A 14,883-nucleotide genomic window follows, 5' to 3' on the forward strand; every position below is an offset into this window, starting at 1 on the left:
ATCAAACCGGCCGGCCCACTACCGGCCATATCGTTGCAACGGCGGGCAGGCGCACGTGTCGCCTGCCCGCCGTCGTTCTCCACCATTATAGTGGAGCGGGAAGTAAATAAAAGAGAAAGAGATTTACTTGAACTTGACCTTGCCCACCAGGCGCATCTGCAAGGTGGTTTCACCAGGCTCGAAACTCGGCTCTGCGACTTGCGACGAATCGCTGGCCGCCTTGAAGCTGCGCGCCATCATCATTTCGGGGCGAGCGCCGCCTTCGTTGGCGTAATTGCCGGAACCTTCGAAGTCGACGGTGTCGAGCACGGCGTCGGAAACATTGCGGCCCATCGCACTGGCGATCGATGTGATGCGCTGGTTCAGGTTCTTATAGGTGGCGGCGATGCGCTGATCGTCGAGCTGCCTGGTGGTTTCCGGCTTCAGGCCGAAATTCAGGCTGTTCAGCGACAGCACGGCTTGCGCGGCGGCCACGGTTTTCGGCAGGGCCGTCAAATTGGTGGTGGTCACTTCCAGGTATTGGCCGACGCGCCATGCGGTCGGCACCCGCGGCTTGGCCACGGCGCCGCTCGGCAGGGGACGGTCTTCCGGATACACCGGATAGGTGTAATAACCCTGGGTTTTCAGCGAGGCTTGCGGATCTTCCTGCTTCACCAGCGCAATGCCTTTATTCATTTTCTGGTTGACGCGCGACGCGGCGGCGGCCTTGTCCTTGTCTTGCTCTTCAATCGCCAGGGTCGCAACGACTTGATCATTGACGTGTTTGACTTCGCCAAACGCCGGCACGATCACCAGGGTACCGCTGGTCGGCAAGGATTGGGCTTGTGCCTGGGCGGATAAAGCAACAGTAGCGGCTGCGGCGACAAGCATTGTTTTCATAACGGCCATATAGATCTCCATGATGGATAAAAGTGCAAATGGGGCAACCAGTGCCCCATTTCATTCGAGAAACTTGTCAAACTGTATGCATTCTAACTGCTCATTAATTTGCGTGGCGCAAATTAACAAATCGTCACAATTGAAGCAATTTGACACGTCTTCGATTCATCGACCATCGAAGAAATACCGTTATTAATTCTTCGATTGATCCACCAGTTTGTTTTTGGCGATCCACGGCATCATCGAACGCAGCTTGGCGCCAACTTCTTCGATTTGATGCTCGGCGGTCAAGCGGCGGCGCGAAATCAAGGTCGGTGCGCCGGCCTTGTTTTCCAGGATGAAGCTCTTGGCGTATTCGCCGGTCTGGATATCTTTCAGGCATTGACGCATCGCGTTCTTGGTATCTTCGGTCACGATGCGCGGGCCGGTGACGTATTCGCCGTATTCCGCATTGTTCGAGATCGAGTAATTCATGTTGGCGATACCGCCTTCATAGATCAGGTCGACGATCAGTTTCAATTCGTGCAAGCACTCGAAGTATGCCATTTCCGGAGCATAGCCAGCTTCGGTCAAGGTTTCGAAACCAGCCTTGATCAGTTCGACGGCGCCGCCGCACAGCACGGCCTGTTCGCCGAACAAGTCGGTTTCGGTTTCTTCGCGGAAGTTGGTTTCGATAATGCCGGCGCGGCCGCCGCCGTTGGCCGAAGCGTACGACAAGGCGATATCGCGGGCGATGCCGGATTTATCCTGGTACACGGCGATCAGGTGCGGCACGCCGCCACCCTGGGTGTAGGTGCCGCGCACGGTGTGGCCTGGCGCTTTCGGCGCAACCATGATGACGTCCAGGTCGGCGCGCGGCACGACCTGGCCGTAATGCACGTTGAAACCGTGGGCGAACGCCAGTACCGCGCCTTGCTTGGCGTGCGGCGCGATATTTTCATTGTAAACCTGGGCGATGTTTTCATCCGGCAGCAAGATCATGATGACGTCGGCGGCCTTGACCGCGTCGTTCACTTCCGCCACTTTCAAGCCGGCTTTTTCAACCTTGGTCCACGAAGCGCCGCCTTTGCGCAGGCCGACGGTGACGTTGACGCCCGAATCGTTCAAGTTTTGTGCATGGGCATGACCTTGCGAACCGTAGCCGATGATGGCAACGTTTTTACCTTTGATCAAGGAGAGGTCGGCGTCTTTGTCGTAAAAAACTTTCATGGTATTTCCTATGTATTTTCAGTAAGTTGTATGGGTGTTGCCACTGCAATGTATTGCTGCGCTTCAGACCTTCAGGATGCGCTCGCCACGGCCAATGCCCGAACCGCCGGTACGCACGGTTTCCAGGATCGCGGCGCGGTCGATCGAATCGATGAACGCATCCAGCTTGACCTTGTTGCCGGTCAACTCAATCGTATACGTTTTTTCAGTCACGTCGATGATGCGTCCGCGGAAAATGTCGGCGGTACGCTTCATTTCTTCACGTTCCTTGCCGACCGCGCGCACTTTGATTAACATTAATTCACGTTCGATGTGCTGGCCTTCGGTCAGGTCGACCACCTTGACGACTTCGATCAGCCGGTTCAAGTGCTTGGTGATCTGTTCGATGATGTCGTCCGAGCCGCTGGTGACGATGGTCATCCGCGACAGCGTCGCATCTTCGGTCGGCGCCACGGTCAGCGTTTCAATGTTGTAACCACGGGCCGAGAACAGGCCGACCACGCGCGACAAGGCGCCGGCTTCGTTTTCCAGCAAGACAGAAATAATATGGCGCATGATTACAAGTCCTCCGAACCGAGCATCATTTCGGAAAGGCCCTTGCCCGCTTTCACCATCGGCCAGACGTTTTCCGACTGATCGGTGATGAAGTTCATGAATACCAGCCTGTCTTTCATGCCAAACGCCTCTTTCAAGGCGCCATCGACGTCGCCCGGTTTTTCAATTTTCATGCCCACGTGGCCGTAGGCTTCCGCCAGCTTCTCAAAGTCCGGCAACGAATCCATATACGATTCCGAATACCGCGAGCCGTAATCGATCTCTTGCCATTGGCGCACCATGCCGAGGAAACGGTTGTTCAACATGATGATCTTCGGCGTCAAATGGTATTGCTTGCAAGTCGCCAATTCCTGGATGCACATCTGGATCGAGCCTTCGCCGGTGATGCAGGCGACGGTGGCGTCCGGATTGGCCATTTGCACGCCCATGGCGTACGGCAAGCCGACCCCCATGGTGCCCAGGCCGCCGGAATTGATCCAGCGGCGCGGCTGGTCGAAGCGATAGTATTGCGCGGCCCACATCTGATGCTGGCCCACGTCGGACGTGATGAAAGCGTCGCCCTTGGTGATCTGGAATACTTTTTCCACCACCGATTGCGGCTTGATGACCAGCTCGGAGCCCGGATATTTCAGGCAATCGCGGCCGCGCCACTCGGTGATCTGCTGCCACCAGTTTTTCAGGGCGGGCGCATTCGGCTTCGCATCCGACGCGTCCAGCTGCGCCAGGAACTCGATCAGCACATCCTTGACGTTGCCGACGATCGGGATATCGACCTTGACGCGCTTCGAAATCGACGACGGGTCGATATCGACGTGGATGATCTTGCGCGGATGGGAAGCAAAGTGTTTCGGGTTGCCGATCACGCGGTCGTCGAAACGGGCGCCGATGGCGATCAGCACGTCGCAATTTTGCATCGCCATGTTCGCTTCATAGGTGCCGTGCATGCCCGGCATGCCGACGAAATGGTCGCTGGAAGCGCGGTAAGCGCCCAAGCCCATCAGCGTGTTGGTGCAAGGGAAACCCAGCTTGTCGACCAGCTTGTTCAGCTCGGGCGCCGCATTGGCCAGGATCACGCCGCCGCCGGTATAAATCATCGGCCGTTCGGCTTGCAGCAGCAATTGCACCGCCTTGCGGATCTGGCCGGAATGGCCCTTGTCGACCGGACGGTAGGAGCGCATTTCGATCTCTTTCGGATACTCGAAATGGCATTTGTGCATGCTGATATCTTTCGGGATATCGACCAGCACCGGGCCCGGACGGCCGGTCCTGGCAATAAAGAATGCCTTCTTGATGGTCGCCGCCAAATCCTTGACGTCCTTGACCAGGAAGTTGTGCTTGACCACCGGACGGGTGATGCCGACCGTATCGCATTCCTGGAACGCGTCCTGGCCGATCGCGTGGCTCGGCACTTGGCCGGAAATCACCACCATCGGGATCGAATCCATGTAGGCGGTCGACAAGCCGGTGACGGCATTGGTGACGCCCGGACCGGACGTGACGAGCGCGACGCCGACCTTGTTCGAGCTGCGCGAGTAAGCGTCGGCGGCATGCACCGCGGCTTGCTCATGGCGTACCAGGATATGCTGGAATTTGTTTTGCTGGAAAATGGCGTCGTAGATATACAGCACCGCTCCGCCCGGATAGCCAAAGACGTGCTCGACGCCTTCCTCTGCCAGGCAGCGCACCACGATTTCCGCGCCGGTGATAGGTCCTGACGGGCCTGCTGATCCTGCTGTTGCCTCGGTATTCATGAAACATTCCTTTCAAGGTCCATTGGAGATTGATCGGATGCTCTTTCCTGACGAAGTACGTGCTGCGCGACAGCGCTCCTGCGTCCCTTCTTTCTGCGGTCACGCCCGTTCTTCAGGTACCCGTAGATACCTTACAAAAAGACGCTAAACGCAACTCGTTCGGCTGGAGTTTCTGTGGCGACTGCACGAACCGCTCGCGCTTGTGGCGCGGGTTAGAGCAAACTGCCTACATATGAAAGCGCGTCGTGCCGCTGCTGGCCTTGTGTGCCGGTCGCGACCTGACCATAAAGCTTCGGGATGTTCAAAGCGTCCCATACGTTACTGCCTGCCACCCTTTCGGTCAAGGATAATTGCATGATCCATTATCTTTTTACTCAGAAACGATGTAAAACCGATGCGGGAACAGCCAAATTTTGCTAGGATGCGCTCAGTTTGTATCCGCTTTGTATACACGGATCATCGTCAGGCAAGCATTCCATAGTCTTTTTTATACGTTAGCTTCTTTTTTTCTGGCGCCCCGGCGCCATCACTATCACTCCGCAGCCCCGGCAGCTCGCTCCACATCGCATGGCAACAGACAAAGAATTATCCGATTTTCTAGAAAATGTCGAGCGGCGCGCCTTCAAACAAGCCGTGTACGCGGTACGCAAGGATGAAGCCGCGCTCGATATCGTGCAAGACGCGATGATCAAACTCGCCGAAAAATACGGCGACAAACCGGCCGCCGAATTGCCGATGCTATTCCAACGCATCTTGCAAAACACCATACTCGATTTCTTCCGGCGCGAAAAAGTGCGCAATACCTGGGTCAGCCTGTTCTCGGGCATGAAGCCCGCTGGCGACGACCATGAAGATTTTGATATACTTGACACTTATGAATCGGAACAGGGTTCAGCGGCTTCCGAATCGAGCGCCGACCAGGTCGAGCGCGCGCAAATCCTCGACTTAATCGACGAAGAGGTACAAAAGCTCCCGGCGCGTCAACGGGAAGCGTTCCTCATGCGTTACTGGCAGGACATGGATGTGGCTGAAACAGCGGAAGCAATGGGCTGTTCCGAGGGCAGCGTGAAAACACATTGCTCAAGAGCGACGCACACCCTCGCCGACGCGCTCAAAGCCAAGGGAATAAAACTATGAATACCGATGATCTCAACTTCGCGTACAAAGTACGCCATGCGCTCAACGAAAAACTGGACGACTTGCCGGCATCGACCACCGATCGCCTCGCATCCGCGCGTCAACTGGCCTTGGCGCGCAAGAAAGCCCACGTGCCGGTGCCGGTCGCGCAAGTGGCCGTGGCCGGCAATGCCGGCGGCTTTTTCTCGCAACCGTTTTCATGGCTGGGCAAAATGAGCGTGGTGATTCCGCTGCTGGTGATGGCGGCCGGCCTGGTCGGCATCTACCAGTTCGAGCAAGAACAGCATATCGCTGAACTGGCGGAACTGGACGCGGCCGTGCTGTCCGACGAATTGCCGCTGTCGGCCTACCTGGACCATGGTTTCAACGCCTACTTGACGAAACGCGAGCAATAAACATGGCGCGTATCAGCGTTCGCAATGGCTTGATCGGCCTGGGCGTTGTCGCCATCGCCGGCGCCTCGTGGGTCAACGCCAACCAGCATGGCACGGAGCCAGCCGCGCCGGCGGCGCCCGCCGCCAGCGCGGCCGCGGCTACCGCAAGCGTGGCCGCCGCGCCTGGCAAGACCCTGACCGCCGGCCGCCAGGCCGTGCCCAAGGCTGGCGCCAAGCCGGTGGAAAAACCGTTGTGGACGCAACTGACGCCGCCGCAACAGGCTGCGCTGGAGCCGCTGGTCGGCGAGTGGAACAAGCTCAGTGCCGTGCACAAACAAAAATGGCTGGAAATCGTGCCGCGCTACACCTCGATGAAGCCGGAAGAGCAGCAGCGCATGCATGAACGGATGCGCGAATGGATCAAACTGACGCCGGACCAGCGCCGCCTGGTACGCGAAAATTACACCCGCTCGAAAAAGATCCAGCCGGGCCTGCAGCCGGGTCAAAAGTCGGCGCAGTGGGAGCAGTACCAGCAATTGCCTGAAGAGCAAAAGAAAAAACTGGCGGCCGATGCCGACAGCAAGACCAAGCGTCCGTTGGCACACTTGCCGACGCCGAGTCAAAGCAAGGCATTCAAGCCGATGACCATTACGCCGATCGCGCCGATGCCGATACCGCCGGCTACCGCGCCGGCTACCGCGCCGGCAGCGGCATTGCCAGCCGCCCCGGCAGGAGCACCGGATGCGGCGGCACCCGCCGCTCCGGCAAACGCCGTCCCGGCGACGCCTGCCAATGTCAAATAAGCAGCCTGGCATCAGCATCACCACTCCCACCATCAAGCGCCGCTTGATCTGCATCATCTATGAAGCGCTGCTGGTGGCGGCGGTGGTGTTGCTGGCGGCGGCCTTGTTCACGCTGGTCACGCTGAACAGCAAATCGCCGCTGGCGCAACATGGCATGCAATGCACCATGTTCCTCGTATCGGCCGCGTACTTCATTCATTTCTGGACCGATAGCGGCCATACGCTGGCGATGAAAACCTGGCGCATCAAGGTGGTGATGCCGGGTTATGCGACAGTACCGGCCAGGGCGGCGACGATCCGTTTCCTGCTGGCCTGGGGCTGGTTCTTGCCGGCCTTGTTCATTTGCCACGCGCTAGGCAAAACCTCGCCAGCCCAGCTGGGCATGGCGCTCGCCATCAATATCGCGGCATGGGCGATGACGGCCTTGCTGGACAAGGACCGTCAATTCCTGCATGACAAGCTGGCCGGCACGCGCTTGATTCAATTACCCAAGCCAGCCAAGAAAATTTAACGCCCATGGCGGCGTTGCATTGTCTTGTCGACCATTCGCACTGGCTACGGCAATGCGCCTTGCCCTGAACGTTTTGCCAGGCGCTCTTATACTTTTAGAAACGCTCGTAACCGGTCAGGTAACGCCATTGCCCGGAAGGCAAGGCCGCCATCGAGATGCGGCCGATGCGCAAGCGTTTCATCGCCACCACCGTCAAGCCGACCAGGCCACACATGTGTACGATCTGGCCCGGCTGCACATTCTTCAACGCAAACCGCAAACGCGTTTCATTTTGCCAGCTGACCTTGATCGGCGGCAAAGGCTTGCCATTGAATGGCAAGCCGTGATTCAACAGCTTCAAGCCATCCGGCGCGATGGCGCCCGACACCTCGACGATGAATTCCTGTTCGACGATCTTTGCTTCATCGACCAGCTTGCGCACTACCCGGAAGTCTTGCGTAAACACCAGCAAGCCGCTGGCCATCGTGTCGAGCGGATTGGTCAGCGTCAAGCCAGCCAGGTGGCGTTTCAGGAAACGCTGGCCCGCATGTTCGACGAGCAATAAATTGTCTTGATTCAGACAAGCCAGCGCCGGTTTGCCTTCGCTGCCGATAGCGCCGTTAACACCCGCAGGTTTGTGCAGCAAGATCGTCACGGGCGGAATCTCATCGAGCTTGGCGCCGGCGGCCAGCACCACCGCCTGCTCGGCAGAGACGCGGGCGCCGGCCTCTTCCACCAGCACGCCATCCACGCTGACCCAGCCGCCCTCGATATACAACTCGGCCTCGCGGCGCGAACATGGGAGCTGTTCCGCCAGGCGCTTGGCGAGGCGGACGGTATTATCTTGCGTGGAATCGGTCATTGAATGCGGAAGTGAGGAAGAAAAGCGGTATTGTAACCGGGACCGCGGCAGAGAAATACCGGATTGGCGCAGTGCGCCGATCCGGCTGACGACAAATCAGGCTGCCTTGGCGGCTTGCTCGGCAAAAAAACGGTGGCCCATTTCTTCCAGGCCCAGGGTTGCCAGCACTTCTTGCAAGCGCTCGGTCGGCCGCTGGCGCGGCAAGTTTTTGTAGCTGGCGACGATCAGCTCGTTTTTCATCGAGTGTTCCCAGCCGACCAGTTCGGTCACGCTGACCTGGTAGCCATGGGCTTCCAGTTGCAAGCAGCGCAGCACGTTGGTGATCTGGCTGCCGAACTCGCGCGTATGCAGCGGGTGGCGCCAGATTTCCGTCAGCGCATTGCTGGCCAGCGTCTTGCCCTTGTTTTTCTTCAACACGGACGCGACCTCGGCCTGGCAGCACGGCACCAGCACCATGAATTTGGCGCGCTTTTTCAAGGCGAACTGGATTGCATCGTCGGTCGCGGTATTGCAAGCGTGCAAGGCCGTGACCACGTCGATTTGCGCCGGCAACTGGTTCGACTCGGTCGATTCGGCCACCGACAGATTCAGGAAACTCATGCCCGGGAATGCCAGCTTCTTCGCCAGTTCCTGCGACTTTTGCACCAGCTCCTCACGGGTTTCGATGCCGTAGATGCGCGAACCGTCGTTCAAGCCCTTGAAGAACAGGTCGTACAAGATGAAACCCAGGTAGGATTTTCCGGCGCCATGGTCGACCAGCGAAATGGCCGGATGATCTTGCTGGATCTCCTTCAGCAGCGGCTCGATGAATTGCACCAGGTGATATACCTGTTTCAATTTGCGGCGGCTGTCCTGGTTCATCTTGCCGTCGCGGGTCAAGATATGCAGTTCTTGCAGCAAGGCGATCGACTGACCCGGCTTGACTTCCGGCATGTCAGTCGCATTGGTGGTGGTCGGGCGGGCGGCGGCAGGCGCCGCTTTCTTAGCGTGCTTCATCGATCCACGCCATCTGTATGGCTTCCAGTACTTTTTCGCCGCCACGGCTGTGGTCGTCGTCGAAGCCTTCCAGGCTGACCACCCAGTTATGCAAGTCGGTAAACCGCACGGTCAGCGGATCGATGTCCGGCAAGGTGTCGTACAGCGCTTCGGCAATCGCCGCGATATCAGTCCATTTCATGTCAGGCTCCAGGATTTAATGACTGCCTTCGCTTGCATGGTTGATGGTGTATTTCGGGATTTCCACCACCAGGTCGACGTCGCCGACGATGGATTGGCACGACAGGCGCGACACGGCTTCCAGGCCCCACGCTTTGTCGAGCAAGTCTTCTTCGGTTTCGCCCGCTTCGCTGAGCGAATTGAAACCTTCGCGCACCAGCACGTGGCAAGTGGTGCAGGCGCACGATTTCTCGCAGGCGTGCTCGATGTCGATATCATTTTCCAGCATGATGTCGCAGATCGACTTGCCGGCTGGAGCGTCGATGACAGCGCCTTCGGGACACAGGCGGGCGTGGGGCAGGAATACGATTTGTGGCACTTGTTTACCTCTGTATTAAATGTTGTTCAGGCGACCTGGTCGAGCGTCTTGCCGGTCAGGGCGCTGCGCACGCTGCGGTCCATGCGGCGCGATGCGAATTCTTCGGTGCCGTCGGCCAGCGCTTCGATGACGCGCTTCAAGGCCTGGTGATCGACCGTGCCGGCTTGTGACTGGGCAATCGTCTGGCGCACCGCCTGCATCAGCGCAGTCACCGCCGCCAGTTCATCCGCGTCCAGCAGCGCGCCGTCTTCATCGAGCGCCGACTGGGTCGCCAGCAAGATGCGTTCGGCTTCGACCTGCTCTTCGCGCAAGGCGCGCTGGGTCATGTCGACATCGGCCGACGTGAACGAATCTTGCAGCATGCGCGCGATATCGTCGTCTTCCAGGCCGTAGGCCGGCTTGACGCTGATCGACGCTTCGACGCCGGAGCGCAATTCGCGCGCCGATACCGACAGCAAGCCGTCGGCGTCAACCTGATAAGTGATGCGGATGCGCGCCGCGCCGGCCACCATCGGCGGAATGCCGCGCAGCTCGAAACGCGCCAGCGAACGGCAATCGCTGACCAGTTCGCGCTCGCCCTGCAGCACATGCACCGCCAGCGCGGTCTGGCCATCCTTGAAGGTCGTGAATTCCTGGGCGCGGGCGCACGGGATGGTCGAATTGCGCGGAATGATTTTCTCGACCAGGCCGCCCATGGTTTCGATGCCCAGCGACAGCGGGATCACGTCCAGCAACAGCCAGTCGTCGCCGGCCGCGCGGTTACCGGCCAGCAAGTTGGCCTGGATCGCGGCGCCCAGCGCCACTACTTTATCAGGATCGATATTGGCGTGCGGAATGGTATGGAAAAACTCGCTGACCGCGCGCTGCACGTGCGGCATGCGCGTCGCGCCGCCGACCATCACCACGCCATCGACGTCGTCGCTATCGACGTCGGCGTCGCGCAAGGCTTTCTTGATCGCATTCATGGTCTTGGCAACCAGGTGCTGGGTCATCTTGGCGAAATCCTCGGCGGTGATGCGCAAATGGATTTCCTCGCCCGAATTCAAGACCGCGTCGATCGTCGTTTCCGACTTGGTCGACAGCAATTCCTTGATTTCCCGGGCCTTGACCATCAGGATCGCCGTATCTTCGTCGGACAACGGCGCCAGCTTTTCCTGTTCGCTGATCCAGCAAAACAGGCGCCGGTCGAAGTCGTCGCCGCCCAGCGCGGAATCGCCGCCGGTGGACAGCACTTCGAACACGCCCTTGCTCAGTTTCAGGATCGAAATATCGAAAGTACCGCCGCCCAGGTCGTAGACCGCGTAAATGCCTTCGGACGCATTGTCCAGGCCGTAGGCGATCGCGGCGGCGGTCGGTTCGCTCAGCAGGCGCAGCACATTGATGCCGGCCAATTGCGCGGCATCCTTGGTGGCCTGGCGCTGCGCGTCGTCGAAGTACGCCGGCACGGTGATCACGGCGCCGACCAGGTCATCGCCGAGCGAATCTTCGGCGCGCTGGCGCAGCGTGGCCAGGATCTGGGCCGAGATTTCAACCGGGCTTTTAATGCCGGCCACGGTTTTCAATTGCACCATGCCAGGAGTGTCCTGGAAATCGTAGGGCAGGTTTTCAGCGTAGGCGATATCGGCCAGGCCGCGGCCCATGAAACGCTTGACCGACACCACCGTGTTCTTCGGGTCGGTGGTTTGCGCGGCTTGCGCCTTGTAGCCGATATTCGCGTGGCCATTCGGCAGGTAGCGCACGACGGACGGCAGCAGCGAGCGGCCGTCTTCATCGTTCAATACCTCGGGGATGCTGTTGCGCACGGTGGCGACCAGCGAATTGGTCGTACCCAGGTCGATACCCACCGCCAGACGGTGCTGGTGCGGTGCGGTCGACATGCCCGGTTCGGAAATTTGCAAGAGTGCCATTGAGTGTCTTGTGCCTTGTGGCTCTGATATGGGTGTAAATAACTGCGAGGTGTAAATAACTGCAAGAATGCGATATTTTAGACGGTATCCGGCTACGCCGCCGAAATGCAGCCAGCGTCACCATGCCGCAGTGGCGGCGGGATTACGCTTCGACGGCTTCGAAGGCGAAGCGCACTTCTTCGGCGAATTTATCGAGGAACATCAAAGCGCGCACGGTCAGCGCCGCTTCGGCAAAATCGCCGCTGTCCAGTTGCGCCGCGACGGCCGCCAGGCGGGCCTGGCGCTCGGCCTTCAATTGCCGCTCCAGCGCTTCCAGCGCAGCGATATCTTTAGCGGCGCGGGCGTCGCCCAATTCTTCGCGCCACTCCATTTGCTGCATCAGGAAGGCCATCGGCATCGCGGTGTTCGACTCGACCTGCAAATCGACGCCATTGATTTCGCATAAATACTGGGCGCGTTTTTGCGGGTGTTTCAGGGTCTGGTACGCTTCATTGGCGCGGGTCGCCCATTGCATCGCGACGCGCTTTTCAGCGTCGGTCGCGTTGATGAAACGGTCCGGGTGCACCCGTCCCTGGACGTCGCGGTAAGCCGCGTCGAGCGCGTTCGCATCGAGCGCGAACTGCGCCGGCAGCTGGAATAATTGGAAATGGTTTTGCATGGGCTACGTGTCTCTGTTCGCTGGGGATTCAATCAGATGACCGCGGCGCATCGACTGGTAAAAAATAAAACTCAGATGCGGAAGCTTTCACCGCAACCACAGGCATCTTTTTCATGCGGATTATTGAACTTGAAGCCTTCGTTCAAGCCTTCGCGCGTGAAATCGAGTTCGGTGCCGTCGATGTAAGGCAAGCTTTTCGGATCGACAAACACTTTGACGCCATGCGATTCGAAAACGCTGTCTTCGTCGGCCACGTCATCGACGTATTCCAGCTTGTACGCCAGGCCGGAACAACCGGTGGTGCGCACGCCAAAACGCAGGCCGATGCCCTTGCCGCGGCGCTCGATGTAACGGTTGATGTGTTTCGCCGCTTTTTCGGTCAGTGTGATCATTTATTTCTCCGCGCCTGTCCCCAGCCGGGGACAGGTATCAAAATACAACTCAGGCTGCTGCAGGATGACGGGTCTTGTAATCCAGCACCGCTGCCTTGATGGCGTCTTCCGCCAGGATCGAGCAGTGGATTTTCACTGGCGGCAAGGCCAGTTCTTCGGCGATCTGGGTATTCTTGATCGACAACGCCTGATCCAGCGTCTTGCCCTTGACCCACTCGGTCACCAGCGAGCTCGACGCGATGGCCGAACCGCAGCCATAGGTCTTGAATTTTGCGTCTTCGATCAAGCCGTCCGCGCCGACCTTGATCTGCAATTTCATCACGTCGCCGCAGGCCGGCGCGCCGACCATGCCGGTGCCGATGGTTTCATCGCCCTTGTCGAAGGCGCCCACGTTGCGCGGGTTTTCGTAATGATCGAGTACTTTGTCCGAATATGCCATGTTAATGCTCCTGAATGTATAAACCGGGCTCCGTCAACGGAGCCATCGGCGCAAGTCTTTTGTACGGCTTAGTGCGCCGCCCACTGGATCGAATTGATGTCGATCCCTTCCTTGAACATGTCCCACAGCGGCGACAGGTCACGCAATTTGGTCACTTTCGATTTCAGCAGGTTGATCGCGAAATCGATGTCTTCTTCGGTCGAGAAACGGCCGATGGTGAAACGGATCGAGCTATGCGCCAGTTCGTCGCTGCGGCCCAGCGCGCGCAGCACGTACGACGGCTCCAGGCTGGCCGAGGTACAGGCCGAGCCGGACGAGACCGCGATATCCTTGATCGCCATGATCAGCGATTCGCCTTCGACGTAGTTGAAGCTGACGTTCAGGTTGTGCGGCACGCGGTGATCCATGTCGCCGTTGATGTAGGTTTCCTCGATTTCCTGCAAGCCTTTGGCGAGGCGGTCACGCAAGCCCTTGATGCGGGCGATTTCGCTCTCCATTTCTTCCTTGGCGAGGCGGAACGCTTCGCCCATGCCGACGATCTGGTGGGTTGGCAAGGTGCCGGAACGCAAGCCTCGCTCGTGGCCGCCGCCGTGCATTTGCGCTTCGATGCGCACCCGCGGCTTGCGGCACACGTACAACGCGCCGACGCCTTTCGGGCCGTAGGTCTTGTGCGCGGTGAAGGTCATCAGGTCGACCTTGGTCTTTTGCAGGTCGATCACCATCTTGCCGGTCGCTTGCGCGGCGTCGCAATGGAAAATGATGCCTTTCGAGCGGCACAGTTCGCCGATCTCGGCGATCGGCTGGATCACGCCGATTTCATTGTTGACCAGCATCACCGAAATCAAAATGGTGTCCGGGCGGATCGCCGCGGTCAGTTGTTCGATAGTGATCAAGCCATTGTCTTGCGGTTCCAGGTAGGTCGCGTCGAAACCGACCCGTTCCAGTTCGCGCACCGTGTCCAGCACCGCCTTGTGCTCGGTCTTGACGGTGATGATGTGCTTGCCCTTGGTCTTGTAGAATTGCGCCGCGCCCTTGATCGCCAGGTTGTTGCTTTCGGTTGCGCCGGAGGTCCAGATGATTTCGCGCGGATCGGCATTGACCAGCGCCGCCACGTGGCCGCGCGCCTCTTCCACCGCTTTTTCCGCGCTCCAGCCATACATGTGGCTGCGCGACGCCGGATTGCCGAACTGCTCGCGCAGGTAAGGAATCATCTTGTCGGCAACACGCGGATCGATCGGCGTGGTGGCCGAGTAATCCATGTAGATCGGGAAATGCGGCGCAGTTTCAAAATGCACTAGGCCTACGTTTTTTTCAGGGGCGTTCATCAATAACTCCAATGCAATCAAGCGGACTATATTCTTAATTCTTAACCGAGCGCGGCGTGGTTACGGTGCATCACCATCACGTTTTGCTCGGCATTCTTTTGCCTCTGCTGGTCGACCAGGTCCTGCAGCGACACAGAATCCAGGTAATCGACCATTTTTTCATTCAATGTTGCCCACAGCTCATGCGTCATGCAGCGCGCGCCGGTCGCGGCGTCGGCGCCGTGGCAATGCTCCTTGCCGCCGCACTGGGTCGCATCGAGCGGTTCATCGACGGCGATGATGATGTCGGCCACCGTCACCTTGTCGGCGCGGCGCGCCAGGCTGTAGCCGCCGCCCGGGCCGCGGATCGACTCGACGATCTCGTGGCGCCGCAACTTGCCGAACAGCTGCTCCAGGTACGACAGGGAGATAGCCTGACGCTGGCTGATTCCGGATAAGGTGACCGGTCCCTTGCCCTGGCGCAGGGCGAGATCGATCATCGCGGTCACAGCAAAACGGCCTTTGGTAGTCAGACGCATACAACCTCGGTTCAACTAAGTTAAAATATTGCGTGTTCAACCGCGAGGGC

At 58.8% G+C, this 14,883-nt stretch carries 18 protein-coding genes; 4 read left to right on the plus strand and 14 right to left on the minus strand.

The window, feature by feature from the left end; genetic code table 11:
- Nucleotides 1-123: 123 nt before the first annotated feature.
- From GJA_RS15575 to GJA_RS15590, 4 genes are all read right to left on the minus strand, one after another.
- The gene (locus tag GJA_RS15575) at nucleotides 124-888 is read right to left on the minus strand and encodes an SIMPL domain-containing protein (protein ID WP_038493833.1); all 765 of its coding nucleotides are present in this window, start codon (nucleotides 886-888) and stop codon (nucleotides 124-126) included.
- A gap of 183 nt (nucleotides 889-1,071) precedes the next feature.
- Nucleotides 1,072-2,088, minus strand: a complete 1,017-nt coding sequence (gene ilvC, locus GJA_RS15580) for a ketol-acid reductoisomerase (protein WP_038493836.1) — start codon at nucleotides 2,086-2,088, stop codon at nucleotides 1,072-1,074.
- Nucleotides 2,089-2,151: 63 nt separating this feature from the next.
- Nucleotides 2,152-2,643, minus strand: coding sequence for an acetolactate synthase small subunit (gene ilvN, locus GJA_RS15585; RefSeq protein ID WP_038493839.1), 492 nt, complete (start codon nucleotides 2,641-2,643; stop codon nucleotides 2,152-2,154).
- 2 nt (nucleotides 2,644-2,645) lie between these two features.
- Nucleotides 2,646-4,394 (minus strand): acetolactate synthase 3 catalytic subunit, encoded by a 1,749-nt coding sequence (locus tag GJA_RS15590; protein WP_081905442.1) that lies wholly within the window; start codon nucleotides 4,392-4,394, stop codon nucleotides 2,646-2,648.
- Nucleotides 4,395-4,961: 567 nt separating this feature from the next.
- Here GJA_RS15590 and GJA_RS15595 point away from each other — a divergent pair.
- The 4 genes from GJA_RS15595 to GJA_RS15610 are packed head-to-tail and all read left to right on the plus strand — an operon-like array spanning nucleotide 4,962 to nucleotide 7,219.
- Complete coding sequence (locus GJA_RS15595; protein ID WP_038493843.1) at nucleotides 4,962-5,531, plus strand: RNA polymerase sigma factor; 570 nt, start codon at nucleotides 4,962-4,964, stop codon at nucleotides 5,529-5,531.
- The gene (locus GJA_RS15600) at nucleotides 5,528-5,926 is read left to right on the plus strand and encodes a DUF3619 family protein (protein ID WP_038493846.1); all 399 of its coding nucleotides are present in this window, start codon (nucleotides 5,528-5,530) and stop codon (nucleotides 5,924-5,926) included. Before GJA_RS15595 ends, GJA_RS15600 begins: the two co-directional genes overlap by 4 nt.
- A gap of 2 nt (nucleotides 5,927-5,928) precedes the next feature.
- Complete coding sequence (locus GJA_RS15605) at nucleotides 5,929-6,708, plus strand: DUF3106 domain-containing protein (protein WP_038493849.1); 780 nt, start codon at nucleotides 5,929-5,931, stop codon at nucleotides 6,706-6,708.
- Entirely contained in the window at nucleotides 6,698-7,219 is a 522-nt protein-coding gene (locus tag GJA_RS15610; RefSeq protein WP_038493852.1) for an RDD family protein, read from the plus strand. The genes GJA_RS15605 and GJA_RS15610 overlap by 11 nt, the downstream gene beginning before the upstream one ends.
- Nucleotides 7,220-7,313: 94 nt before the next feature.
- Here GJA_RS15610 and GJA_RS15615 read toward each other — a convergent pair whose 3' ends face one another.
- The 10 genes from GJA_RS15615 to iscR form a co-directional block, all read right to left on the minus strand.
- Entirely contained in the window at nucleotides 7,314-8,060 is a 747-nt protein-coding gene (locus GJA_RS15615; protein ID WP_038493855.1) for an rRNA pseudouridine synthase, read from the minus strand.
- A 96-nt stretch (nucleotides 8,061-8,156) separates the two neighbouring features.
- On the minus strand, nucleotides 8,157-9,056 hold the full coding sequence (locus GJA_RS15620; RefSeq protein WP_038493858.1) for a class I SAM-dependent methyltransferase: 900 nt from the start codon (nucleotides 9,054-9,056) through the stop codon (nucleotides 8,157-8,159).
- Nucleotides 9,043-9,237: a Fe-S cluster assembly protein IscX gene (gene iscX, locus GJA_RS15625; protein WP_038493860.1), complete on the minus strand. Its 195-nt coding sequence runs from the start codon at nucleotides 9,235-9,237 to the stop codon at nucleotides 9,043-9,045. The genes GJA_RS15620 and iscX overlap by 14 nt, the downstream gene beginning before the upstream one ends.
- A 15-nt stretch (nucleotides 9,238-9,252) precedes the next feature.
- Nucleotides 9,253-9,594 (minus strand): ISC system 2Fe-2S type ferredoxin, encoded by a 342-nt coding sequence (gene fdx, locus GJA_RS15630; RefSeq protein WP_038493863.1) that lies wholly within the window; start codon nucleotides 9,592-9,594, stop codon nucleotides 9,253-9,255.
- 26 nt (nucleotides 9,595-9,620) lie between these two features.
- Nucleotides 9,621-11,501 carry a Fe-S protein assembly chaperone HscA gene (hscA, locus tag GJA_RS15635; RefSeq protein WP_038493865.1) on the minus strand — a complete coding sequence of 627 codons (1,881 nt, stop codon included), beginning with the start codon at nucleotides 11,499-11,501 and terminating at the stop codon, nucleotides 9,621-9,623.
- Nucleotides 11,502-11,643: 142 nt separating this feature from the next.
- Nucleotides 11,644-12,159, minus strand: a complete 516-nt coding sequence (hscB, locus tag GJA_RS15640) for a Fe-S protein assembly co-chaperone HscB (RefSeq protein WP_038493867.1) — start codon at nucleotides 12,157-12,159, stop codon at nucleotides 11,644-11,646.
- Between the two features lie 71 nt (nucleotides 12,160-12,230).
- Nucleotides 12,231-12,551, minus strand: a complete 321-nt coding sequence (iscA, locus tag GJA_RS15645) for an iron-sulfur cluster assembly protein IscA (RefSeq protein WP_038493868.1) — start codon at nucleotides 12,549-12,551, stop codon at nucleotides 12,231-12,233.
- Between the two features lie 49 nt (nucleotides 12,552-12,600).
- Nucleotides 12,601-12,990, minus strand: a complete 390-nt coding sequence (iscU, locus tag GJA_RS15650; RefSeq protein ID WP_038493869.1) for a Fe-S cluster assembly scaffold IscU — start codon at nucleotides 12,988-12,990, stop codon at nucleotides 12,601-12,603.
- Between the two features lie 68 nt (nucleotides 12,991-13,058).
- On the minus strand, nucleotides 13,059-14,315 hold the full coding sequence (locus GJA_RS15655) for an IscS subfamily cysteine desulfurase (RefSeq protein ID WP_038493872.1): 1,257 nt from the start codon (nucleotides 14,313-14,315) through the stop codon (nucleotides 13,059-13,061).
- Nucleotides 14,316-14,356: 41 nt separating this feature from the next.
- On the minus strand, nucleotides 14,357-14,833 hold the full coding sequence (iscR, locus tag GJA_RS15660; RefSeq protein WP_038493875.1) for a Fe-S cluster assembly transcriptional regulator IscR: 477 nt from the start codon (nucleotides 14,831-14,833) through the stop codon (nucleotides 14,357-14,359).
- Nucleotides 14,834-14,883 lie beyond the last annotated feature (50 nt).

The organism is Janthinobacterium agaricidamnosum NBRC 102515 = DSM 9628 (assembly GCF_000723165.1).
In the GTDB taxonomy this organism is placed as follows: Bacteria; Pseudomonadota; Gammaproteobacteria; order Burkholderiales; family Burkholderiaceae_D; genus Janthinobacterium; species Janthinobacterium agaricidamnosum.

Coding starts and splice junctions, on each gene's coding strand:
- iscU (WP_038493869.1), bottom strand. CDS start 12,990: ATGGCATATTCGGACAAAGTACTCGATCATTACGAAAACCCGCGCAAC.
- GJA_RS15615 (WP_038493855.1), bottom strand. CDS start 8,060: ATGACCGATTCCACGCAAGATAATACCGTCCGCCTCGCCAAGCGCCTG.
- iscX (WP_038493860.1), bottom strand. CDS start 9,237: ATGAAATGGACTGATATCGCGGCGATTGCCGAAGCGCTGTACGACACC.
- GJA_RS15620 (WP_038493858.1), bottom strand. CDS start 9,056: ATGAAGCACGCTAAGAAAGCGGCGCCTGCCGCCGCCCGCCCGACCACC.
- GJA_RS15600 (WP_038493846.1), top strand. CDS start 5,528: ATGAATACCGATGATCTCAACTTCGCGTACAAAGTACGCCATGCGCTC.
- iscR (WP_038493875.1), bottom strand. CDS start 14,833: ATGCGTCTGACTACCAAAGGCCGTTTTGCTGTGACCGCGATGATCGAT.
- ilvC (WP_038493836.1), bottom strand. CDS start 2,088: ATGAAAGTTTTTTACGACAAAGACGCCGACCTCTCCTTGATCAAAGGT.
- GJA_RS15575 (WP_038493833.1), bottom strand. CDS start 888: ATGGCCGTTATGAAAACAATGCTTGTCGCCGCAGCCGCTACTGTTGCT.
- GJA_RS15610 (WP_038493852.1), top strand. CDS start 6,698: ATGTCAAATAAGCAGCCTGGCATCAGCATCACCACTCCCACCATCAAG.
- ilvN (WP_038493839.1), bottom strand. CDS start 2,643: ATGCGCCATATTATTTCTGTCTTGCTGGAAAACGAAGCCGGCGCCTTG.
- iscA (WP_038493868.1), bottom strand. CDS start 12,551: ATGATCACACTGACCGAAAAAGCGGCGAAACACATCAACCGTTACATC.
- GJA_RS15655 (WP_038493872.1), bottom strand. CDS start 14,315: ATGAACGCCCCTGAAAAAAACGTAGGCCTAGTGCATTTTGAAACTGCG.
- GJA_RS15595 (WP_038493843.1), top strand. CDS start 4,962: ATGGCAACAGACAAAGAATTATCCGATTTTCTAGAAAATGTCGAGCGG.
- hscA (WP_038493865.1), bottom strand. CDS start 11,501: ATGGCACTCTTGCAAATTTCCGAACCGGGCATGTCGACCGCACCGCAC.
- GJA_RS15605 (WP_038493849.1), top strand. CDS start 5,929: ATGGCGCGTATCAGCGTTCGCAATGGCTTGATCGGCCTGGGCGTTGTC.
- GJA_RS15590 (WP_081905442.1), bottom strand. CDS start 4,394: ATGAATACCGAGGCAACAGCAGGATCAGCAGGCCCGTCAGGACCTATC.
- hscB (WP_038493867.1), bottom strand. CDS start 12,159: ATGCAAAACCATTTCCAATTATTCCAGCTGCCGGCGCAGTTCGCGCTC.